Source organism: Myceligenerans cantabricum, from assembly GCF_054777735.1.
On sequence record NZ_BAAHAJ010000009.1, the window covers coordinates 322,438 to 341,976 of the forward strand.

Annotated in this window: 16 protein-coding genes; 15 read left to right on the top strand and 1 reads right to left on the bottom strand. The window is 73.0% G+C overall.

Annotation, left to right across the window (positions count from 1 at the left end; all coding sequences use genetic code 11):
* Window positions 1-149 precede the first annotated feature (149 nt).
* The 14 genes from pyrR to ACYU96_RS10685 all read left to right on the top strand — a co-directional run bounded on the left by pyrR (window position 150) and on the right by ACYU96_RS10685 (window position 16,883).
* Entirely contained in the window at window positions 150-794 is a 645-nt protein-coding gene (pyrR, locus tag ACYU96_RS10620; RefSeq protein ID WP_460752764.1) for a bifunctional pyr operon transcriptional regulator/uracil phosphoribosyltransferase PyrR, read from the top strand.
* Window positions 791-1,828, top strand: coding sequence for an aspartate carbamoyltransferase catalytic subunit (locus tag ACYU96_RS10625; RefSeq protein ID WP_460752767.1), 1,038 nt, complete (start codon window positions 791-793; stop codon window positions 1,826-1,828). Before pyrR ends, ACYU96_RS10625 begins: the two co-directional genes overlap by 4 nt.
* Entirely contained in the window at window positions 1,825-3,201 is a 1,377-nt protein-coding gene (locus tag ACYU96_RS10630) for a dihydroorotase (protein WP_460752769.1), read from the top strand. The genes ACYU96_RS10625 and ACYU96_RS10630 overlap by 4 nt, the downstream gene beginning before the upstream one ends.
* A gap of 2 nt (window positions 3,202-3,203) precedes the next feature.
* Window positions 3,204-3,869, top strand: coding sequence for a PH-like domain-containing protein (locus tag ACYU96_RS10635; RefSeq protein WP_460754567.1), 666 nt, complete (start codon window positions 3,204-3,206; stop codon window positions 3,867-3,869).
* Window positions 3,866-5,176 carry a glutamine-hydrolyzing carbamoyl-phosphate synthase small subunit gene (carA, locus tag ACYU96_RS10640; RefSeq protein WP_460752772.1) on the top strand — a complete coding sequence of 437 codons (1,311 nt, stop codon included), beginning with the start codon at window positions 3,866-3,868 and terminating at the stop codon, window positions 5,174-5,176. The genes ACYU96_RS10635 and carA overlap by 4 nt, the downstream gene beginning before the upstream one ends.
* Window positions 5,176-8,604 carry a carbamoyl-phosphate synthase large subunit gene (carB, locus tag ACYU96_RS10645; RefSeq protein ID WP_460752776.1) on the top strand — a complete coding sequence of 1,143 codons (3,429 nt, stop codon included), beginning with the start codon at window positions 5,176-5,178 and terminating at the stop codon, window positions 8,602-8,604. The genes carA and carB overlap by 1 nt, the downstream gene beginning before the upstream one ends.
* The gene (pyrF, locus tag ACYU96_RS10650; RefSeq protein WP_460752779.1) at window positions 8,601-9,479 is read left to right on the top strand and encodes an orotidine-5'-phosphate decarboxylase; all 879 of its coding nucleotides are present in this window, start codon (window positions 8,601-8,603) and stop codon (window positions 9,477-9,479) included. The genes carB and pyrF overlap by 4 nt, the downstream gene beginning before the upstream one ends.
* Before the next feature lie 316 nt (window positions 9,480-9,795).
* A complete protein-coding gene (gene mihF / locus ACYU96_RS10655) occupies window positions 9,796-10,107 on the top strand; it encodes an integration host factor, actinobacterial type (protein WP_460752781.1) in 312 nt (103 codons plus the stop codon).
* Between the two features lies 1 nt (window position 10,108).
* Window positions 10,109-10,774, top strand: a complete 666-nt coding sequence (gene gmk / locus ACYU96_RS10660; RefSeq protein WP_460754570.1) for a guanylate kinase — start codon at window positions 10,109-10,111, stop codon at window positions 10,772-10,774.
* A gap of 91 nt (window positions 10,775-10,865) precedes the next feature.
* Complete coding sequence (rpoZ, locus tag ACYU96_RS10665; protein WP_460752784.1) at window positions 10,866-11,195, top strand: DNA-directed RNA polymerase subunit omega; 330 nt, start codon at window positions 10,866-10,868, stop codon at window positions 11,193-11,195.
* A gap of 13 nt (window positions 11,196-11,208) precedes the next feature.
* Window positions 11,209-12,495, top strand: coding sequence for a bifunctional phosphopantothenoylcysteine decarboxylase/phosphopantothenate--cysteine ligase CoaBC (gene coaBC / locus ACYU96_RS10670; RefSeq protein WP_460752787.1), 1,287 nt, complete (start codon window positions 11,209-11,211; stop codon window positions 12,493-12,495).
* Window positions 12,496-12,569: 74 nt separating this feature from the next.
* On the top strand, window positions 12,570-13,781 hold the full coding sequence (gene metK / locus ACYU96_RS10675) for a methionine adenosyltransferase (RefSeq protein WP_460752789.1): 1,212 nt from the start codon (window positions 12,570-12,572) through the stop codon (window positions 13,779-13,781).
* A gap of 58 nt (window positions 13,782-13,839) precedes the next feature.
* Window positions 13,840-16,197: a primosomal protein N' gene (locus tag ACYU96_RS10680; protein WP_460752792.1), complete on the top strand. Its 2,358-nt coding sequence runs from the start codon at window positions 13,840-13,842 to the stop codon at window positions 16,195-16,197.
* Window positions 16,194-16,883: an HAD family hydrolase gene (locus tag ACYU96_RS10685; RefSeq protein ID WP_460752795.1), complete on the top strand. Its 690-nt coding sequence runs from the start codon at window positions 16,194-16,196 to the stop codon at window positions 16,881-16,883. The genes ACYU96_RS10680 and ACYU96_RS10685 overlap by 4 nt, the downstream gene beginning before the upstream one ends.
* A 60-nt stretch (window positions 16,884-16,943) precedes the next feature.
* Here ACYU96_RS10685 and ACYU96_RS10690 read toward each other — a convergent pair whose 3' ends face one another.
* Window positions 16,944-18,329, bottom strand: coding sequence for an MFS transporter (locus tag ACYU96_RS10690; RefSeq protein WP_460754572.1), 1,386 nt, complete (start codon window positions 18,327-18,329; stop codon window positions 16,944-16,946).
* A 261-nt stretch (window positions 18,330-18,590) separates the two neighbouring features.
* Here ACYU96_RS10690 and ACYU96_RS10695 point away from each other — a divergent pair, with 261 nt between their 5' ends.
* On the top strand, window positions 18,591-19,493 hold the full coding sequence (locus ACYU96_RS10695) for a helix-turn-helix domain-containing protein (RefSeq protein WP_460752797.1): 903 nt from the start codon (window positions 18,591-18,593) through the stop codon (window positions 19,491-19,493).
* Window positions 19,494-19,539 lie beyond the last annotated feature (46 nt).

The window sequence follows — 19,539 nt, forward strand, 5'->3', positions numbered from 1 at the left end:
CCGGGGCCGCGCAGCACGCACAGGAGTGTGAGGAACGCCGCTCGCCGCATCACGGCGGGCGGCGTTCTCGCGTCCGTGTGGCGGGATATGGTGACGATGCCAGACTCCCTTTAAGCCCGTCCCGTGAGGCGGGGAAGGAGGCCGTGCGGATGACACCTCGCGCCGCCGTGCCCGAAAACCCGGGCACCACCGTTCTCGAAGCCCCCGACATCGCCCGCGCACTGACGCGTATCGCGCACGAGATCACCGAGCGCAACAAGGGGGCGGCCGACGTCGTCCTCCTCGGTATCCCGACGCGCGGCGTGCCGCTGGCCCGCCGCCTCGCCGAGCGCCTCGCGGCGGTCGAGCCCACGTACGACGCCGGAGCCGTGGGCGAGCTCGACGTCACCATGTACCGCGACGACCTGCGCCACCACCCCACTCGCGCCGTCGGCGCGACGCTCATCCCGGGCACCGTGGACGGCCGCACCGTGGTGCTGGTCGACGACGTGCTGTTCTCCGGGCGCACCATCCGCGCCGCTCTCGACGCGCTGAACGACGTCGGGCGTCCGCGTGCCGTGCAGCTCGCCGCCCTCGTGGACCGCGGGCACCGCGAGCTGCCGATCCGGGCCGACTTCGTGGGCAAGAACCTGCCCACGTCCCGGTCGGAGCGCGTGAGCGTGCGCCTGACGGAGACGGACGGCGAGGACTCGGTGACGATCAGCGAGCGCCCCTCGTCGGGTGGGGCCGCGGCGTCGGCTGACGGCTCGGGTGCTGGCGTCGTGCCGGACGGTGGCGGGGAGGGTGTGCGATGAGGCATCTTCTGTCCACGGCGGACCTGGTGAAGGACGATGCGGTCCTGTTGCTGGACACGGCCGCGCAGATGGCGGCGACGCAGTCGCGTGAGATGAAGAAGCTGCCCACGCTTCGTGGGCGCACCGTGGTGAACCTGTTCTACGAGGACTCGACGCGGACGCGGATCTCGTTCGAGACGGCGGCGAAGCGGTTGTCGGCGGACGTGATCAACTTCTCGGCGAAGGGGTCGAGCGTGTCGAAGGGGGAGTCCCTCAAGGACACGGCGCTGACGTTGCACGCGATGGGTGCGGACGCGGTGGTGGTGCGGCATCCGGCGTCGGGTGCGCCGCACATGCTGGCGCACGCGGGCTGGCTCGATGCGGCGGTGCTGAATGCCGGGGACGGTATGCACCAGCATCCCACGCAGGCGCTGCTGGACGCGTTCACGATCCGGCGGCACCTGGTCGGTGGGGGGTCGGACGTCGGGACCGAGGGGAAGGACCTGGCCGGTCTGCGGGTGGCGATCGTGGGGGATGTGCTGCACTCGCGGGTGGCGCGTTCGAACGTGCATCTGTTGCACACGCTGGGTGCTGAGGTGACGTTGGTCGCGCCGCCGACGCTGCTGCCGGTCGGGGTGGAGACGTGGCCGTGCCAGGTGTCTTACCACCTCGATGAGACGCTCGCGCGGACGGCGCCCGACGCGGTGATGATGCTCCGTGTGCAGCGGGAGCGGATGAGCGGCGGTGCGGGGGGTGCGTTCTTCCCGAGCGTGCAGGAGTACAGCCGGAAGTTCGGGCTGGGTTCGCAGCGGCTGGCGATGCTTCCGGAGCATGCGCTGATCATGCATCCGGGTCCGATGAACCGTGGTCTGGAGATCAGTGCCGCGGCTGCCGACCATCCGCGGTCCGTGATCGTGGAGCAGGTGGCGAACGGTGTCGCGGTGCGGATGGCGGCTCTGTACCTGCTGCTGGCGGGCAGTGAGAGGACCGGTCGTGACAGCAGCCCCGGCTCTGCCCGCACCATGACCGCCCACGACGAGAGGAGCAGCCTGTGACCACCACGTACATCCTGCGGGGGGTGCGCCCGCTCGGGGACGAGCCGGCGGACGTCGTGCTGTCCGGCGGGCGGATCGTGCACGTCGGTGCGCCGGGTAGCGGGTCGGCGGAGGGCGAGGTCGTCGAGGTCGACGGGGGTGGCCGTCTCGTGCTGCTGCCGGGGCTCGTCGACCTGCACACGCATCTGCGGGAGCCGGGCCGGGAAGATGCCGAGACGGTGCGGTCGGGCACGCGGGCGGCTGCCGCGGGTGGTTTCACCGCGGTGTTCGCGATGGCGAACACGACTCCCACCCAGGACACGGCGGGGGTCGTGGAGCAGGTGTGGCGGCTCGGGCGGGACGCGGGCTGGGTGGACGTGCGGCCCGTGGGTGCGGTGACCGTGGGTCTGCACGGCGAGCGCCTCGCGGAGCTGGGTGCGATGGCGGACTCGGCGGCGGGGGTGCGGGTGTTCTCCGACGACGGGAAGTGCGTCCACGATCCGGTGCTGATGCGGCGGGCGCTGGAGTACGTGAAGGCTTTCGACGGCGTGGTGGCGCAGCATGCGCAGGAGCCGCGGCTGACCGAGGGCGCGCAGATGAACGAGGGTGTGGTGTCGGCGCAGATCGGGCTGGCGGGGTGGCCTGCGGTGGCCGAGGAGTCGATCATCGCGCGGGACGTGCTGCTGGCGGAGCACGTGGGGTCGCGGTTGCACGTGTGTCATCTGTCGACGGCGCGCAGCGTGGAGATCGTGCGGTGGGCCAAGTCGCGGGGGGTGGACGTGACGGCGGAGGTGACGCCGCACCACCTGCTGCTGACGGACGAGCGGGCGCGCTCGTACGATGCGCGGTTCAAGGTGAATCCGCCGTTGCGGACGGAGGCTGACGTGGAGGCGGTGCGTGAGGGGCTGGCGGACGGCACGATCGACATCGTGGCGACCGATCATGCGCCGCACCCGGTGGAGGACAAGGACTGTGAGTGGGCTGCGGCGGCGTTCGGGATGACGGGGCTGGAGACGGCGCTGTCGGTGGTGCAGTCGACGATGGTGGACTCGGGCAGGATGTCGTGGGGGGACGTGGCGCGGGTGCTGTCGCAGGCGCCGGCGCGGATCGGGCGGGTGGACGCGGGTCCGTGGGCGCAGGGGCGGCCGCTGGAGGTGGGGGAGCCGGCGAACGTGACGCTGGTGGATCCTGCCGCGTCGCGGCTGGTGGCGGGCGCTTCGCAGGTGACGGCGTCCCCGAACACTCCGCTGGAGGGGATGGAGCTGCCGGGTGCCGTGGTGGCGACGTTCCTGCGGGGGCGGGCGACGGTGCTGGACGGTGTGCCGGTGGCCGAGGGTCCGGGCCTGGAGGGCCTGGCCGGCCGGGCGAGCGAGACGGAAGGGGCGCGGGCGTGAACATGCCGATGCCACTGGCGGTCGCGATCTGGGTCGTGATCGGTCTGGTGCTGCTGTATCTGGTGCTGACGGGGCGCAGACGGCTCGCGTCGCGCACGAGGACGCTGGTCCCGGCGCCGCCGAAGGTTCCGGCGGAGGTGTCGGCGTCGCTCACCGGTGCGCTGGCGACGGGGCCGGAGCCAGTGTTCGGGCCGGTCGAGGCGACCTACGTGTCGAGCACGCTGCACGGTGACTGGCTGGCGCGGGTGGGGGCGCACCAGCTGGGTGACCGGGCGCTGGCGCGGGTGAGCGTGCTGGACTCGGGGGTCTTCGTGGAGCGGGACGGGACCCGGGACCTGTGGATCCCGCTGGCGTCGATCCGTTCGGCGCAGCTCGCGCCGGGGATGGCCGGGAAGTACGTGGGTCCGGACGGTCTGGTCGTGGTGTCGTGGGCGGTGTCCGACGACGGCGCGGAAGCGGGCTCGACACCGGATGCGGGCCCTGTCCTGCTCGACACGGGGCTGCGTACCCGGCACGCGACGGAACGCGGCGCGCTCGTGGACGCCGTCCGGCACCTGGTCGCGACCGGCCGGTCCGGCACCCGGGAACCCACCGTCTCCGACCCCGCTTCCTCCGACTCCACGACCTCCGACTCGACCACTTCGCACGACCAGGGGAACGCCCGATGACGACCACACCTGATTCCATGCGCGACCAGTCGCGTGCCGCGCTCGTCCTGGAGGACGGCAGCACCTTCACGGGCCGTGCGTACGGCGCCACCGGTGCGACGTTCGGCGAGCTCGTCTTCTCGACCGGGATGACCGGATACCAGGAGACGCTGACGGACCCGTCGTACCACCAGCAGATCGTCGTGATGACGGCCCCGCACGTGGGCAACACGGGCGTGAACGACGACGACCCCGAGTCGGGACGCATCTGGGTCTCGGGCTACGTGGTGCGGGACCCTGCGCGCCGCGTCTCGAGCTGGCGGGCGCGGCGGTCCCTGGACGAGGAGCTCGCCGGGCAGGGCGTGGTCGGGGTCAGCGGCCTCGACACGCGGGCGCTGACCCGGCGGCTGCGCGAGGAGGGCGTCATGCGCGCCGGGATCTTCTCCGGCGACGCCCTGTACGAGACGGGGCCGTCGGGCGAGGCCCGCGAGCGCCCGGCGTCGGACCTGGTGGCGCAGGTGAAGGCGTCGCCGCAGATGGTGGGCGCGCATCTGGCGCCAGAGGTGTCCACCACCGAGCCGTACACGGTCGAGCCGTCGGGCGAGTTCGCCGGGCGGGCGCCGGTGGCGACGGTGGTCGCGCTGGACCTGGGGATCAAGGCGATGACGCCGGTCAGGCTGGCGGAGCGCGGGGTGCGGGTCGTGGTGGTGCCGCAGGCGTCGTCGGCCGACGAGCTGCTGGGGTACCTGCCGGCGGACGGTTCGCCGAGCGGGGTGTTCTTCTCGAACGGTCCGGGGGACCCGGAGTCCGCCGGGCACGAGACCGGGCTGCTGCGCGCGGTGCTGGACCGGCGGGTGCCGTTCTTCGGGATCTGCTTCGGGAACCAGATCCTGGGGCGGGCGCTGGGGTACGGGACGTACAAGCTGGGGTACGGGCACCGGGGCATCAACCAGCCGGTGCAGGACCGCACGACGGGCAAGGTGGAGGTCACGGCGCACAACCACGGGTTCGCGGTGGACGCGCCGGTCTCGGACGCGTCGGGCGCCCCGGTGGTGTCGCCCGCGCCGCACGACGGCGGCCGGTACGGCCGCGTCGTCGTCTCCCACGTCGGGCTGAACGACCAGGTGGTCGAGGGGCTGACGTGCCTGGACCTGCCGGCGTTCTCCGTGCAGTACCACCCCGAGGCGGCGGCCGGCCCGCACGACGCCGCGTACCTGTTCGACCGGTTCGTCGGCCTGATGACGGACCCGGCGGCCTGGCCGCCAGAGATCCCCGAGGCGGACCGTCCGGTCCGGCTCGCCGAGCACGACTCCGAGGAGACTGACTGATGGCCCGCCGGAACGACATCTCCTCGGTCCTGGTGATCGGGTCCGGCCCGATCGTGATCGGGCAGGCGTGCGAGTTCGACTACTCGGGCACCCAGGCGTGCCGGGTGCTGAAGGAGGAGGGCCTGCGGGTCGTCCTGGTGAACTCGAACCCGGCCACGATCATGACGGACCCGGAGTTCGCGGACGCCACGTACGTGGAGCCGATCACGACCGAGGTGCTGACGTCGATCATCGCGAAGGAGCGGCCGGACGCGCTGCTGCCGACCCTCGGTGGTCAGACGGCGCTGAACGCCGCGATCGGGCTGCACGAGGCCGGCGTGCTGGAGGAGTACGGCGTCGAGCTGATCGGCGCGAACATCGAGGCGATCCAGAAGGGTGAGGACCGGGAGCAGTTCAAGCAGGTCGTGGAGGTGTGCGGCGGCGAGTCGGCGCGCAGCGAGATCGTGCACACGGTCGAGGAGGCGCTCGTGGCCGCGGACGTGCTCGGCTACCCGATGGTGGTGCGCCCGTCGTTCACCATGGGCGGCCTCGGGTCGGGCCTCGCGTACGACGAGAGGGACCTGCGCCGCATCGTCGGGCAGGGCCTGCACTACTCGCCCACCACGGAGGTGCTCCTGGAGGAGTCCATCCTGGGGTGGAAGGAGTACGAGCTGGAGCTGATGCGGGACAAGGACGACAACGTCGTGGTCGTCTGCTCGATCGAGAACGTCGACGCCGTGGGCGTGCACACCGGGGACTCGGTGACGGTCGCGCCCGCGATGACGCTCACGGACCGCGAGTACCAGAACCTGCGGGACATCGGCATCGCGGTGATCCGTGAGGTCGGGGTGGACACGGGCGGCTGCAACATCCAGTACGCCGTCGACCCGGCCACCGGGCGCGTCATCGTCATCGAGATGAACCCGCGCGTGTCGCGGTCCTCGGCGCTGGCGTCCAAGGCCACCGGGTTCCCGATCGCGAAGATCGCGGCGAAGCTCGCCGTCGGCTACACGCTGGACGAGATCCCGAACGACATCACCCGCGTCACTCCGGCGTCGTTCGAGCCCACGCTCGACTACGTCGTGGTGAAGGTGCCCCGGTTCGCGTTCGAGAAGTTCCCCGCGGCCGACGACACGCTGACCACCACCATGAAGTCGGTGGGCGAGGCGATGGCACTGGGCCGCAACTTCAGCGAGGCGCTCGGCAAGGCGCTGCGCAGCATCGACAAGAGCGGCGTCACGTTCCACTGGGACGGCGCGCCGCCGTCGGGCGACGAGCTCGCGACCCTCCTGAGGCAGATCGAGCGGCCCACCGAGGGGCGGCTCGTGCAGGTGCAGCAGGTGCTGCGCACCGCCACCCGGCCGGGCGCCGTCGCCGAGGACGTGCTCGCGCAGGTGTACGACGCCACCGGCATCGACCCCTGGTTCCTCGACCAGATCCTGCTCGTCAACGAGCAGGCCGACGCCGTCGCCGCGAGCGCCACCCTGACCGCGGACGTGGTGCGGGAGGCGAAGCGGCACGGGTTGTCGGACGCGCAGATCGCGCGGTTGCGGGGGATGGGTCCGTCGGGTGAGGCGACGGTGCGGGAGGTGCGGCACGCGCTGGGGGTGCGGCCGGTGTACAAGACGGTGGACACGTGCGCGGCGGAGTTCGCGGCGACCACGCCGTACCACTACTCGTCGTACGACCAGGAGTCGGAGGTGGCGCCGCGGGAGCGGGAGGCGGTGATCATCCTGGGGTCGGGGCCGAACCGGATCGGGCAGGGGATCGAGTTCGACTACTCGTGCGTGCACGCGACCCTGGCGCTGGCGGACCGGTACGAGACGGTGATGGTGAACTGCAACCCGGAGACGGTGTCGACGGACTACGACACGTCGGACCGGTTGTACTTCGAGCCGCTGACGTTCGAGGACGTGCTGGAGGTGTATCAGGCGGAGGCTGCTGCGGGGCCGGTCAAGGGCGTGATCGTGCAGCTGGGCGGGCAGACGCCGCTGGGGCTGGCGCAGCGGCTGGCGGATGCGGGGCTGCCGATCCTGGGGACGTCGCCGGAGGCGATCGACGCGGCGGAGGACCGTGGCGTGTTCGGGCAGGTGCTGGGGGATGCGGGGCTGCCGGCGCCGGCGTTCGGTACGGCGCGCACGCTGGGGCAGGCGACGGAGGTGGCCGAACGGATCGGGTATCCGGTGCTGGTGCGTCCGTCGTACGTGCTGGGCGGGCGTGGCATGGAGATCGTGTACTCCGGTGAGCAGCTGACCGAGTACGTGGTGCGGGCCCTGGAGGCGGCTGCCGCGGGTCACACGGGCGCGCCGGGCACGTTGCCCGCGCCGTTGCTGATCGACCGGTTCCTGGACGACGCGATGGAGATCGACGTCGATGCGCTGTACGACGGCGAGGAGCTGTTCCTCGGCGGGGTGATGGAGCACATCGAGGAGGCGGGCATCCATTCGGGGGACTCGGCGTGCGTGCTGCCGCCGGTGTCGCTGTCGGAGGCGGAGATCGAGCGGATCCGGCGGTCCACGGAGGCCATCGCGCGGGGCGTGGGGGTGCGGGGGCTGCTGAACGTGCAGTACGCGCTGGTGTCGGACGTGCTGTACGTGCTGGAGGCGAACCCGCGTGCGTCGCGCACGGTGCCGTTCGTGTCCAAGGCGACGGGGACGCCGCTGGCGAAGGCGGCGGCGCTGGTGATGGTCGGTGAGACGATCGCGGGCCTGCGTGCCGAGGGGCTGCTGCCGGCCGAGGGCGACGGTGGCACGCTGGACCTGGAGGCGCCGCTGGCGGTGAAGGAGGCGGTGCTGCCGTTCAAGCGGTTCCGTACCGGTGACGGTGTCGTGGTGGACACAGTGCTGGGGCCGGAGATGCGGTCCACGGGTGAGGTGATGGGCTTCGACAAGGACTTCCCGCACGCGTTCGCGAAGTCGCAGGCGGCTGCCTACGGGGGGCTGCCGACGTCGGGCACGGTGTTCGTGTCGGTGGCGGACCGGGACAAGCGGCACGTGGTGTTCCCGGTGAAGCGGCTGGCGGAGATCGGGTTCACGGTGCTGGCCACGGCGGGCACGGCGACCGTGCTGCGGCGCAACGGCATCGAGACGCAGGTGGTGCGCAAGTACTCGGCCGGCCGGGGGCCGGCGGGGGAGCCGACGATCGTGGACCTCATCCTGGACGGGCAGGTCGATCTCGTGGTCAACTCCCCCTCGGGGCAGGGTGCTCGCGCGGACGGGTACGAGATCCGTGCGGCGACCACGGCGGCCGACCGGCCCATCGTGACCACGGTGGACCAGCTCGCCGCGGCCGTGCAGGGCATCGAGGCGGTCCGTGGCGGGCCGTTCGCGGTCGCCAGCCTCCAGGAGCACACCGCGGCGACGCTCGCGCGCCGGGCGCGCCGGGCGGGCCGGGACGCGGGCGGGTCCGGGGGTGCGGGTCGCAGGCCGGAGCGGGGGGTGCTCGTATGAGCCTGCCGCCGGCCGGAGCGAGGGTGCCGTTCGGGGCGCGGCTGGCCGCCGCCATGGACGAGCACGGGCCGCTGTGCGTCGGGATCGACCCGCACGCGCGGCTGCTCGACGCGTGGGGGCTGGCGGACACGGCGGCGGGCGTGCGGGAGTTCTCGCTGCGTGTCGTGGAGGCCCTGGGCGGGCGGGTGGCCGCGGTCAAGCCGCAGACCGCGTTCTACGAGCGGCACGGGTCGGCCGGGCTGGCGGCGCTGGAGGACACGCTCGCCGCCGCCCAGGCGGCCGGCACGCTCTCGATCGTGGACGCGAAGCGCGGTGACATCGGCTCCACGATGTCGGCGTACGCCGACGCGTTCCTGCGGGACGGGGCGCCGCTGGCGGGTGACGCGCTGACCGTCTCCCCGTACCTCGGGTTCGGGTCTCTCACCCCGGCGGCCGATCTGGCCGCCGCCACCGGGCGGGGTCTGTTCGTGCTGTGCCTCACGTCCAACAAGGAGGGGCCTCAGGTGCAGCACGCCCGCATCGCCACCGACGCGGGCACCGTGTCGGTGGCGGCCGCCATGGCCGCGCACGCGGCCGTGCTCAACGCGGGGGCGGAGCCCATGGGCTCCGTCGGCCTCGTGGTCGGCGCGACCGTGGGAGACGCCGCCGCGTCCACCGGGACCGACCTGGTGGCCGTGAACGGCCCGCTGCTGGCGCCCGGGGTGGGTGCGCAGGGGGCGGGGGAGCGGGAGCTCGCCGCGGCGTTCGGCGACGCCCGGGACAGGGTGCTGGCGTCGTCGTCCCGCGGCGTGCTGCGGGCGGGCCCCGATGCCGCCGCGCTGCGCGCGGCAGCCCGCGACGCCGCCGCGCAGGCCGGCCGGGCCCTGCGCGGCTGAGCCCGGCCGCCGGCAGCGCCGCCACCGGCCGGGCGGAACCCGCCTGACCGGCAACGTCTCACGTGATGGACATCACAGCCATGGCACCCTCCGAAGGGTTGACAGGACGGCGACCAGGACTTTTTGCGCATTCCGTATACCCTTTACGGCGAAATGCTCTTGATGGGATGTTCGGTGGCCACCAAGGGCCTGCGTGAATGTGCGCCACGCGGCGGTTCTGGATTGCCGACCAGGGAAGTCATGACTACTTTCGAGGCAGCAGTCTCGAAAGACCCACGGACGGGCCAACCGTCCACAACCTGAGTAGGTGACTTGCGTGGCACTCCCTCCCCTCACCCCTGAGCAGCGTGCAGCCGCACTCGAGAAGGCGGCCGAAGCCCGGCGTGTACGCGCCGAGATCAAGAACAAGCTGAAGTACTCGCAGGGCTCCCTCAAGGAGGTCATCGAGAAGGGCCAGAAGGACGACGTCGTCGGCAAGCTGAAGGTCGTCTCCCTGCTGGAGTCCATGCCCGGAGTGGGTAAGGTGAAGGCGAAGGCGATCATGGAGGAGATCGGGATCGCCGAGACGCGCCGCGTGCGCGGCCTGGGGCCGCACCAGTCCGCGGCCCTGATCGAGAGGTTCGGCTGAGATTTCTGAGACAGAACCCGCCCGGCTGACAGTTCTGGCCGGGCCCACGGCAGTCGGCAAGGGCACCGTCTCCGCGGACGTCCGCGCTCGGTACCCGCAGGTGTGGCTCTCGGTGTCGGCGACCACCCGGTCGCCCCGCCCCGGTGAGGTGGACGGCGTCCACTACCGGTTCGTGAGCCACGACGAGTTCGACCGCCTGACCGCGGCCGGCGAGATGCTCGAATGGGCCGTCGTGCACGGCAAGAACCGGTACGGCACCCTGCGCGGTCCCGTCGAGGACAAGCTGAGGTCCGGTGTGCCCGTGCTCCTGGAGATCGACCTCCAGGGCGCGCGGCAGGTGCGCGAGGCCGTCCAGCAGATGGACGGCCTCGACGCATGCTTCGTGTTCCTCGCCCCGCCGAGCTTCGAAGAGCTCGAACGACGGCTCGTCGGGCGAGGCACCGAGAGCGCCGAGGAACGGATGCGCCGCCTGCGCACCGCACGCGTCGAGCTCGCCGCCGAGCGCGAGTTCGACGTCACCATCGTCAACGACGAGGTGCACCGCGCCACGGACGAGCTCATGTCCGTCATGGAGCACTGTCCCCGGCCGGACGTCGCCGCGGCGGCGGACGCCCGCGCCGCGCGTCCCCGCGTCGGCGCCGCCGATCCCGCGGGCGGGCACCGGTAGCGGCCCGCCCGCAATCACCGGACCACCGCGCGGACAGGTAGACTGACCGGCGGACTTTTCCCACGACCCCCAACCTTTCTGGAGCTGCATCATGGCTGGATCCGTCGCACAGCCCGAGGGCATCACCGACCCGCCGATCGACGAGCTGCTCGCTCACACCGAGTCGAAGTACGGCCTGGTCCTGTACGCGTCCATGCGCGCCCGGCAGATCAACGCCTACTACTCCCAGCTCAACGAGGGCCTGCTGGAGAACGTCGGGCCCCTCGTGGAGACCCGCAACCAGGAGAAGCCGCTGTCGATCGCGATGCGCGAGATCAACCAGGGCCTCCTGACCATCGAAGACGTCGACCCCGCCGAGGCGGAGGCACGCAAGCAGGCCGAGACCGAGGCGGCCCAGGCCCTGCCCGAGTTCCCGGGCTGACCCGGACTCCGGCGTGCGGATCCTGCTCGGCGTCAGCGGCGGCATCGCCGCCTACAAGGCGGTCCTGCTGCTGCGCCTCCTGCGGGAGCAGGGGCACGCCGTCCGCGTCGTCCCGACCGAGGCGGCGCTCCGGTTCGTCGGCGCACCCACCTTCGAGGCGCTGTCCGGCGAACCCGTGACCACCGAGGTGTTCGACGACGTCCCCGACGTCCAGCACGTCGCGCTCGGCCAGCACGCCGACCTCGTCGTGGTCGCACCCGCCACCGCCGACCTGCTCTCCCGGGCCGCGACCGGCCGCGCCGACGACCTGCTCACCAGCACCCTGCTCGCGGCTCGCTGCCCCGTGGTCATGGCCCCCGCCATGCACACCGAGATGTGGGAGCACCCGGCCACCCGCGCCAACGTCACCACCCTGCGCGAACGCGGCGTGCACGTCATCGAGCCCGCCAGCGGCCGGCTCACCGGCAAGGACACCGGCCCGGGACGACTGCCCGAACCCGAGGACATCGCCCGCCAGGCCCTGGCCGTGGTCGACCCGGCGCCCGCCACCGGCAGCGAGCCCACCGGCACGGAGCCCACCGGCACGGGCGACCGGAGCCTGGCCGGCCGGCACGTGGTGGTCTCCGCCGGCGGCACACGTGAGCCCCTCGACCCCGTACGGTTCATCGGGAACCGGTCCAGCGGCAAGCAGGGCGTCGCGCTGGCGGCCGCGGCCGCCGACCGCGGGGCACGGGTCACGCTCGTGGCCGCGAACGTCGAGGACTCCGTCCTGGGACCGCTCGCCGGATGGACTCAGGCCCCCGCCGAGGGAACGCGGCACGCGCTCGTGCGCGTCAGCTCCACCGCCGAGCTCGCCGACGCCGTGCACGCGGCCGCCACCACAGCCGACGTCGTCGTCATGGCCGCAGCCGTCGCCGACTTCCGCCCCGTGAGCCCCGGCGACGCCAAGATCAAGAAGGTCGCCGGGCAGACGCCCGAGCCGATCCACCTCGTCGAGAACCCCGACATCCTCGCCGGGCTGGCCCGCGACCGGCGCCGCCCCGGGCAGGTGGTGGTCGGGTTCGCCGCCGAGACCGGTGACGCCGACGCCGGCGTGCTCGACCACGGTCGGGCCAAGGCCCGGCGCAAGGGCGCGGACCTGCTCGTCGTGAACGCCGTGGGCCGCGCCGTCGGGTTCGGCACCGCGTCCAACGACATCACCGTGCTGGACGGCACGGGCGACGTCGTCGCGCGGGCCGCCGGGTCCAAGCGCGAGGTCGCGGACGCCGTGTGGGACGCGGTCCTCACGACGAGGCACTGAGGTGCGCCGCTGGTGAGCGGCGTCTCACCTGTCGGATGTCGGCATTCGCGTGATGAGACCGTACGCTGGTGTCCATGAGTGATCTGCGCCTGTTCACCTCGGAGTCCGTCACCGAGGGACACCCCGACAAGGTGTGTGATCAGATCTCCGACGCCATCCTCGACGCCATGCTCGAGCAGGACCCCTCGTCCCGGGTCGCCGTGGAGACGATGGTCACCACGGGGCTCGTCCACGTCGCCGGCGAGGTCACCACCGAGGCGTACGTCGAGATCCCGCAGATCGTGCGCGACGTGGTGCGCGGGATCGGCTACACCTCGAGCGCCGTCGGGTTCGACGCCGACTCGTGCGGCGTGTCCGTCTCGATCGGGCAGCAGAGCCCCGACATCGCCCAGGGCGTCGACAGGTCGATGGAGGGCCGCGACGAGCCCGCAGGCCCCGGCGAGGACCCGCTGGACACGCAGGGCGCGGGCGACCAGGGCCTCATGTTCGGGTACGCGTCCGACGAGACCGCCTCCCTCATGCCGCTGCCGGTCTGGCTGGCGCACCGCCTCTCCGAGCGGCTCGCGACCGTGCGCAAGTCCGGCGAGCTGCTCGGGCTGCGCCCCGACGGCAAGACGCAGGTGACCGTCGGGTACGACGGCGAGCGTGCCGTCGCCGTCGACACGGTCGTCCTGTCCACCCAGCACGACCCGGACGTCGTCCAGGAGAAGCTCGCCCGCGAGGTCGCCGAGAAGGTCATCGGTCCCGTGCTCGCCGACGCCGCCGCCGAGTCCGGGCTGCTCGTCGCCGACGCGCGGCTCATCGTGAACCCGACGGGCAAGTTCGTCGTCGGCGGCCCGCAGGGCGACGCCGGGCTGACCGGCCGCAAGATCATCGTCGACACGTACGGCGGGATGGCGCGGCACGGCGGCGGCGCGTTCTCCGGGAAGGACCCGTCCAAGGTGGACCGGTCCGCCGCGTACGCGATGCGCTGGGTCGCGAAGAACGTCGTCGCGGCAGGGCTGGCACGCCGGTGCGAGGTCCAGGTCGCCTACGCGATCGGCAAGGCGCACCCGGTGGGCCTGTACGTCGAGACGTTCGGCACCGAGACGGTCCCGACCCCCCGCATCGAGGCCGCGATCCGCGAGGTGTTCGACCTGCGGCCCGCCGCGATCACGCGCGACCTGGACCTGCTGCGGCCCGTCTACCGCAGGACGGCCGCGTACGGACACTTCGGCCGCGAGCTGCCCGGCTTCACCTGGGAGGCCACCGACCGCGTGGACGCGCTGCGCTCCGCCGTCGGCTGACCGCACGGCGCGGGCCGGGCAGAGCGGGGTGTCGGTCACTCGTGGTGGGATAGCACCCGTGGATCAGGACGTGCTGCCCGGGCTCGGCGACTCCGCGATGAACGCGGCGTCGGGTGACGGCGCGCGCTCCGAGGGGAAGGCCGGGAGCAAGAAGGCCGGCGGCGACCGGTCCGCAGGCGGGAAGGCCGCGGGCGGCAAGCCGGGAGCCGAGGCCGCCGGCGTGCCCGTCGCCGCCGAGCTGCCCGTGGCGCGCGTGGCCCTCGACCTGCAGCCCGCCCACCTCGACCAGCCGTACGACTACCTCGTCCCGGAGTCCCTGTCCGCCGAGGCCCGGCCCGGCGTCCGCATCAAGGCACGGTTCGGGAGGCAGGAGGTCTCGGGGTTCGTCGTCGCACGGCTCGCCGAGTCCGACCACGACGGGCGGCTCGTACCCCTCAAGCGCGTGGTGTCGGGCGAGAGAGTCCTGACGCCGCAGGTCCTGGACCTGTGCCGCGCCGTGGCGGCCCGGTACGGCGGGACGCTGGCGGACGTCCTGCGCCTCGCCGTACCGCCCCGGCACGCCCGCGTCGAGCAGGAGACGCCCGCCGCCCTCGCCGACGACGGCCCCGCGGGGGACTGGTCCACCGACCCCGGCGGCACCGGCACCTCCGCCTGGGCGCCCTACCAGGGCGGGGAGGCGTTCCTGCGGCGCGTCCTGGGTGGCGACGGACCCCGCGCCGTGTGGTCCGCCCTCCCCGGCGTCGACGAGACCCGGCCCGATGACGCCCCGGACGGCACGCCCGCCGGCCCCGGCGCCGGTGCCCCCGGGACCGGCGGTGCGCCCGGCGCCGACGGCCCCCGGTCCCGCGAGCCCGGGTCCCGCGAGTCGGCGAGCATCCCCGTGCCGCGCTGGTCGACGGCGGTCGCCGCCGCCGTCACCGCGTGCGTGGCCGGCGGCCGGGGAGCGCTCGTGGTCGTGCCCGACGCACGGGACGTGGCCCGCGTGCGCGCCGCCCTGGACGCCGCGGGGATCCCCGCGGGCCCGGGCGGGCACGTGCGGCTCATCGCCGATGACGGCCCCGCCCCCCGCTACCGCTCCTACCTCACGGCCCTGCGCGGTCAGGTGCCCGTGGTGGTCGGTACCCGGGCGGCCATGTTCGCGCCGGTCCAGGAGCTCGGGCTGGTCGTGCTGTGGGGCGACGGCGAGGAGACGCTCGCCGAGCCGCACGCCCCCTACCCGCACGCCCGCGAGGTCCTCGCGATCCGCGCCGCGCAGTCCGGCGCCGCGTTCCTGCTCGGCGCGCCCGGCCGCACCGCCCAGGCCCAGGCCCTGCTCGCGAGCGGCTGGGCGCGCGAGCTCGCCCCCGCCCGCGACACCCTGCGTGCTCACACGCCCCGGGTACGGGCGCTGACGTCGGTCGAGCTCGCGCGTGAGGGCGCCGCGGCCGCCGCGCGGCTGCCGTCGGTGGCCTGGCGCGTCGCGCGCGACGCGCTGGAGCACGGTCCCGTGCTCGTCCAGGTGCCCCGTGGTGGCTACCTGCCCGTCGTGGCCTGTTCCCGCTGCCGCACGGCCGCTCGCTGCGAGGCGTGCCACGGCCCGCTCGGCCTGCCACGTGCCGACGCGTCCCCGCAGTGCACCTGGTGCGGCCGGATGGCCGGCGGCTGGTCGTGCCCCGAGTGCGGCTGGACCGGGCTGCGGTCGGTGCGTGTCGGGTCCGCCCGAACCGCCGAGGAGCTCGGGCGCGCGTTCCCCGGTGTCCCCGTGCGGCTGTCCGCGGCGTCGGCTCCGGCCGGCGTGCTGGACACGGTGCCCGGCGAATCCTCGCTGGTCGTCGCCACCCCGGGTGCCGAACCTGTCGCCGGCGGCGGCTACCTCGCCGTGCTGCTGCTCGACGCCGCGGTCATGTCCGGTGGTACGCATCTGGCCGCGGGGACCGAGGCGCTGGGCCGCTGGCTCACCGCCGCCGCCCTGACCCGGCCCGAGGGGCAGGTGCTCCTCGTCGGAGACGGCGCACCCGGGCCCAGCCAGGCCCTCGTGCGCTGGGACCCCGGCGGGTTCGCCGCCCGCGAGCTCGATGAGCGCGCCACGCTGGGCCTGCCGCCGGCCGTGCGGGTGGCCGCCGTCACCGGGGACCGGGAGGCCGTGGCCGCCGTCGTCGGGCGCGTCGGGCTGGCGGGAGAGAACGTGCTGGGGCCGGTCGAGGTCGACGACGCCTCGCCCACCTCGGTCCGCCGTGCCGGCACCGGCACCCCGAAGAAGCCGGCCGGGCCGGAGGAGACCCTCGACGTCGCCCGGCCGGTGCGGACCGTGCTGCGCGTACCGCTCGCCCAGGGTGACGAGCTGGCGCGCCGGCTGCGCGCGTCGATGGCCGTACGATCGGCGAGGCGAGAACGCGGCACCGCCCGCACCAGGCTGGACCCCGAGGAGATGCTGTGAGCCGGAACCATCCTGAGCACGACCCCACGACGCCTGGCGGGGTCGCGGGCGGCGCCACGGTCGACACCGTCGTCCTCGACTTCGGCAACGTCCTGGTCGGGTGGGACCCGTACGCCGCCTACACCGATCACACCGACGCGGCCGGCCGTACCTGGGAGGTCGCCGACGTCGACGCGTTCTTCGACGAGATCGGGTTCGCCGAGCGCAACCACGAGGCCGACGCCGGACGGCCGTTCGCGGACATCGTCGCCCAGCTCGAGCAGACCCACCCGCACCGGGCCGCCGACCTGGCCGTGTACGTCGACCGCTACGCCGACACGCTCACCGGGCCGGTCCCCGGGTCCGAGGCGCTCGTCAAGGACCTCGCCCGCCTCGGCCTGCGCCTGTACGGGCTGACGAACTGGTCCGCCGAGACGTTCCGGCACGCCGAGCCCGCCGCCCCCGCGATCGGGCTGCTGCACGACGTGGTCGTGTCCGGGCGGGTCGGGCTCGCCAAGCCGGACGTGCGCATCTACCGTCTGCTCGCGCAGCGGTTCGACGTCGACCCGGCACGCGCCGTGTTCGTCGACGACAAGCAGGAGAACGTGGATGCTGCCCGCAGGTGCGGTTTCCACGCCATCCGGTTCACCGACGTCGCCGCGCTGCGCGGCCGGCTGCGAGCGCTGGGGCTCGACCTCGCCGACTGACGAGACCGAGGTCCCCGAGCGCCCGCCGCACCGTCCGGCGTGCCGTGGGAACGCGGCGTGTCAGACCACGGTCCGGCGGCGCAGGAAGACCGCCACCGCGACAGCCGCCAGGATGCACAGGCCACCGTTGACCCAGATCGCGCTGGTCACCCCGGACAGTACCGCCGCCGGCTCCCCGACACCCGTCGTCGAGAACGCCACCGCGGTGAGGACCGCGCTCATCACGGGCGTGCCCATGGTGATGCCGACCTGCTGGCTCATCGTCGTCAGCCCGGTCGCCAGACCGTGCTCGGACTCGGGCACGTCGCTGGTCGCGGTGACCATGAAGCCGACGATGACCACGAGATTCGCCACACCACCGACGAAGGTGGCCACCAGGATGAGCCAGATCGAGGACCTGGCCTCGGAGATGAGCACGAGGGGGAGCGTCGCCGCCGCCTGGACGAGGAAGCCGGCCACGATCGCCGCCTTGTTGCCGTAACGCCCGATGACCTTCGGCCCCACGAGCCCGCCGATCACCGTGCCCAGACCCAGTACCGCGAAGGACAGGCCGGCGGCCAGCGGCGTGTAGCCCAGCACGTTCTGCAGGTAGATGGTCAGCAAGAACACCAGGGACGTCTCGGTCGCGAAGGCGAGGAAGCCGGCGATGTTGCCCCACGCCACGCTGGTGCGAGTCAGCATCCGCAGCGGGACCAGCGGGTGGGAGACCACCCGCTCCACGCCGACGAACACGGCCAGCAGACAGACCGCCGCCGCCAGCGCGCCGAGGGTCACCGGGTCGGTCCACGAGGACTCCGCGGCGTTGGTCAGCCCGTACACGAGCGAGAGCAGGCCCAGCGTGACGAAGACGGCACCGGGTACGTCGAGCCGGGTGCCGCGGTCGCCACGGCTCTCCTTGAGGACCACGGGGGCCACCACCAGGACGGCGACGGCGATCGGGACGTTGATGAAGAACGCCCACCGCCAGGACAGCAGATCCGTGAGCAGGCCGCCGAGGATCGCACCCGTGGTGAACCCGGCCGCCATGAGGGACCCGTTCAGCCCCAGCGCCTTGTCTCGTGCGCGGCCCTCCGCGAAGGTCCCGATGAGCAGGGCGAGCGCGGCAGGGACCACGATGGCGGTGGCGAAACCCTGCGCCACGCGCGCGACGAGCAGTACCGCGGGGCTCGTGGCCAGCCCGCCGGCGAGGGAGCCCGCGCCGAGGAGCACCATCCCGACCAGGAACATGCGACGGCGCCCGGCGATGTCGGCGACGCGCCCCATGAGCAGGGTGAAGCCCGCGGCGCAGAGGGCGAAGGCGGTGGCGATCCACTGCAGGTTGGCGATGCCGAAGCCGACGTCGGCGCCGATGGTGGGCAGAGCGACGTTGAGGATGGAGAAATCGACGGCGAGCGTGAAGCTCGCGGTGAGCAGTACGACGAGCGCGGTGCGCTGCCGGCCGGTCATCCGCGTGCTTCCGGTCGAGGTGTCCTCGCCGGCGGTCTCGGATGCGGGTGCTTGGTCCGTAGTCACGATGCCTCTTTCGATGCGGTGTATTCGATGCGGTGTACGAGTGGGTTCGTCCGTGGCGGACGGGTGCGGTCTCCACCATGCGGGGGTTCACTATCGACAACCACACCCCCTGGCTCCTGTCACCGGCAGTGACAGGAGCCAGGCAGTCACTGAGGGGGACAGGACGAACGCTGCGATCCGGGTGAGAATGGTCGTATGAGCGGCTCGAACGAACTGGGAGAATTCCTTCGTTCCCGGCGTGCGGTTCTGCGGCCGGAGGACGTGGGTATCCAGGGTTATGGTGTCCGGCGGGTTCCCGGCCTGCGGCGGGAGGAGCTCGCGATGCTGGCCGGCGTGAGCCCCACCTACTACGCCCGGCTGGAACAAGGACTGAGCACGAACGCGTCGGAGGCGGTGATCGCCTCGCTCGCCCAGGCCCTGCAGCTCGGGACCGACGAGCAGGCGCACCTGTTCAACCTCGCCCGGCCGAAGCGGTCGGCACGGCGGCGCGCGCCGATCAAGCACGACCATGCCCGCGAGGGCATGCTGCGGCTGGTCCACTCGATCTCCGACACGCCCGCCGTCATTCTCGGACGGCGCAGCGAGGTGCTCGGGTGGAACGAGCTCGGGCACCGGCTCGTGGCCGGGCACCTCGCCTTCGACGGCCCCGAGCACGTCCCGGACCGCCCGAACATGACCAGGATGCTGTTCCTCGACGAGCACACGAAGGAGCTGTACCGGGAGTGGGACGAGGAGGCGGAGCGTGCCGTCGCCTCGCTGCGGGTCCTGAGCGGCAGGAACCAGGACGACCCGGAGCTCGCCGCACTCGTCGGTGAGCTGACCGTGAAGAGTCCCGAGTTCTGCCGGCTGTGGGCCCGCCACCCGGTGGACCGCTGCGTGTCGGGCATGAAGCTCTTCCAGCATCCCGAGGTGGGGGAGCTCGACCTCGGTTTCGAGGTGCTCACGCCGCCGGACGACTCCGGCCACCGGATCCTCATGTACACGGCCGTGTCGGCCGTGGCCGCGAGCGCCCTCGAGCTGTTGGCCCGCGAGGGGGCGCAGCGGTCGGTGCGGTCCGCGGCCGGGGCGTCGCACGGGATCCGCCGGTTCCGCTCGTGATCCGCTGATCCGCGCTCGGGCGGGTGGCCCCCACGGGGTGCGTGGG

What these genes read in the sequence shown, in the direction of transcription:
- pyrR (WP_460752764.1), top strand. Translation starts at nt 150, where the DNA reads ATGACACCTCGCGCCGCCGTGCCCGAAAACCCGGGCACCACCGTTCTC.
- ACYU96_RS10625 (WP_460752767.1), top strand. Translation starts at nt 791, where the DNA reads ATGAGGCATCTTCTGTCCACGGCGGACCTGGTGAAGGACGATGCGGTC.
- ACYU96_RS10635 (WP_460754567.1), top strand. Translation starts at nt 3,204, where the DNA reads ATGCCGATGCCACTGGCGGTCGCGATCTGGGTCGTGATCGGTCTGGTG.
- carA (WP_460752772.1), top strand. Translation starts at nt 3,866, where the DNA reads ATGACGACCACACCTGATTCCATGCGCGACCAGTCGCGTGCCGCGCTC.
- carB (WP_460752776.1), top strand. Translation starts at nt 5,176, where the DNA reads ATGGCCCGCCGGAACGACATCTCCTCGGTCCTGGTGATCGGGTCCGGC.
- pyrF (WP_460752779.1), top strand. Translation starts at nt 8,601, where the DNA reads ATGAGCCTGCCGCCGGCCGGAGCGAGGGTGCCGTTCGGGGCGCGGCTG.
- rpoZ (WP_460752784.1), top strand. Translation starts at nt 10,866, where the DNA reads ATGGCTGGATCCGTCGCACAGCCCGAGGGCATCACCGACCCGCCGATC.
- metK (WP_460752789.1), top strand. Translation starts at nt 12,570, where the DNA reads ATGAGTGATCTGCGCCTGTTCACCTCGGAGTCCGTCACCGAGGGACAC.
- ACYU96_RS10690 (WP_460754572.1), bottom strand. Translation starts at nt 18,329, where the DNA reads ATGACCGGCCGGCAGCGCACCGCGCTCGTCGTACTGCTCACCGCGAGC.
- ACYU96_RS10695 (WP_460752797.1), top strand. Translation starts at nt 18,591, where the DNA reads ATGAGCGGCTCGAACGAACTGGGAGAATTCCTTCGTTCCCGGCGTGCG.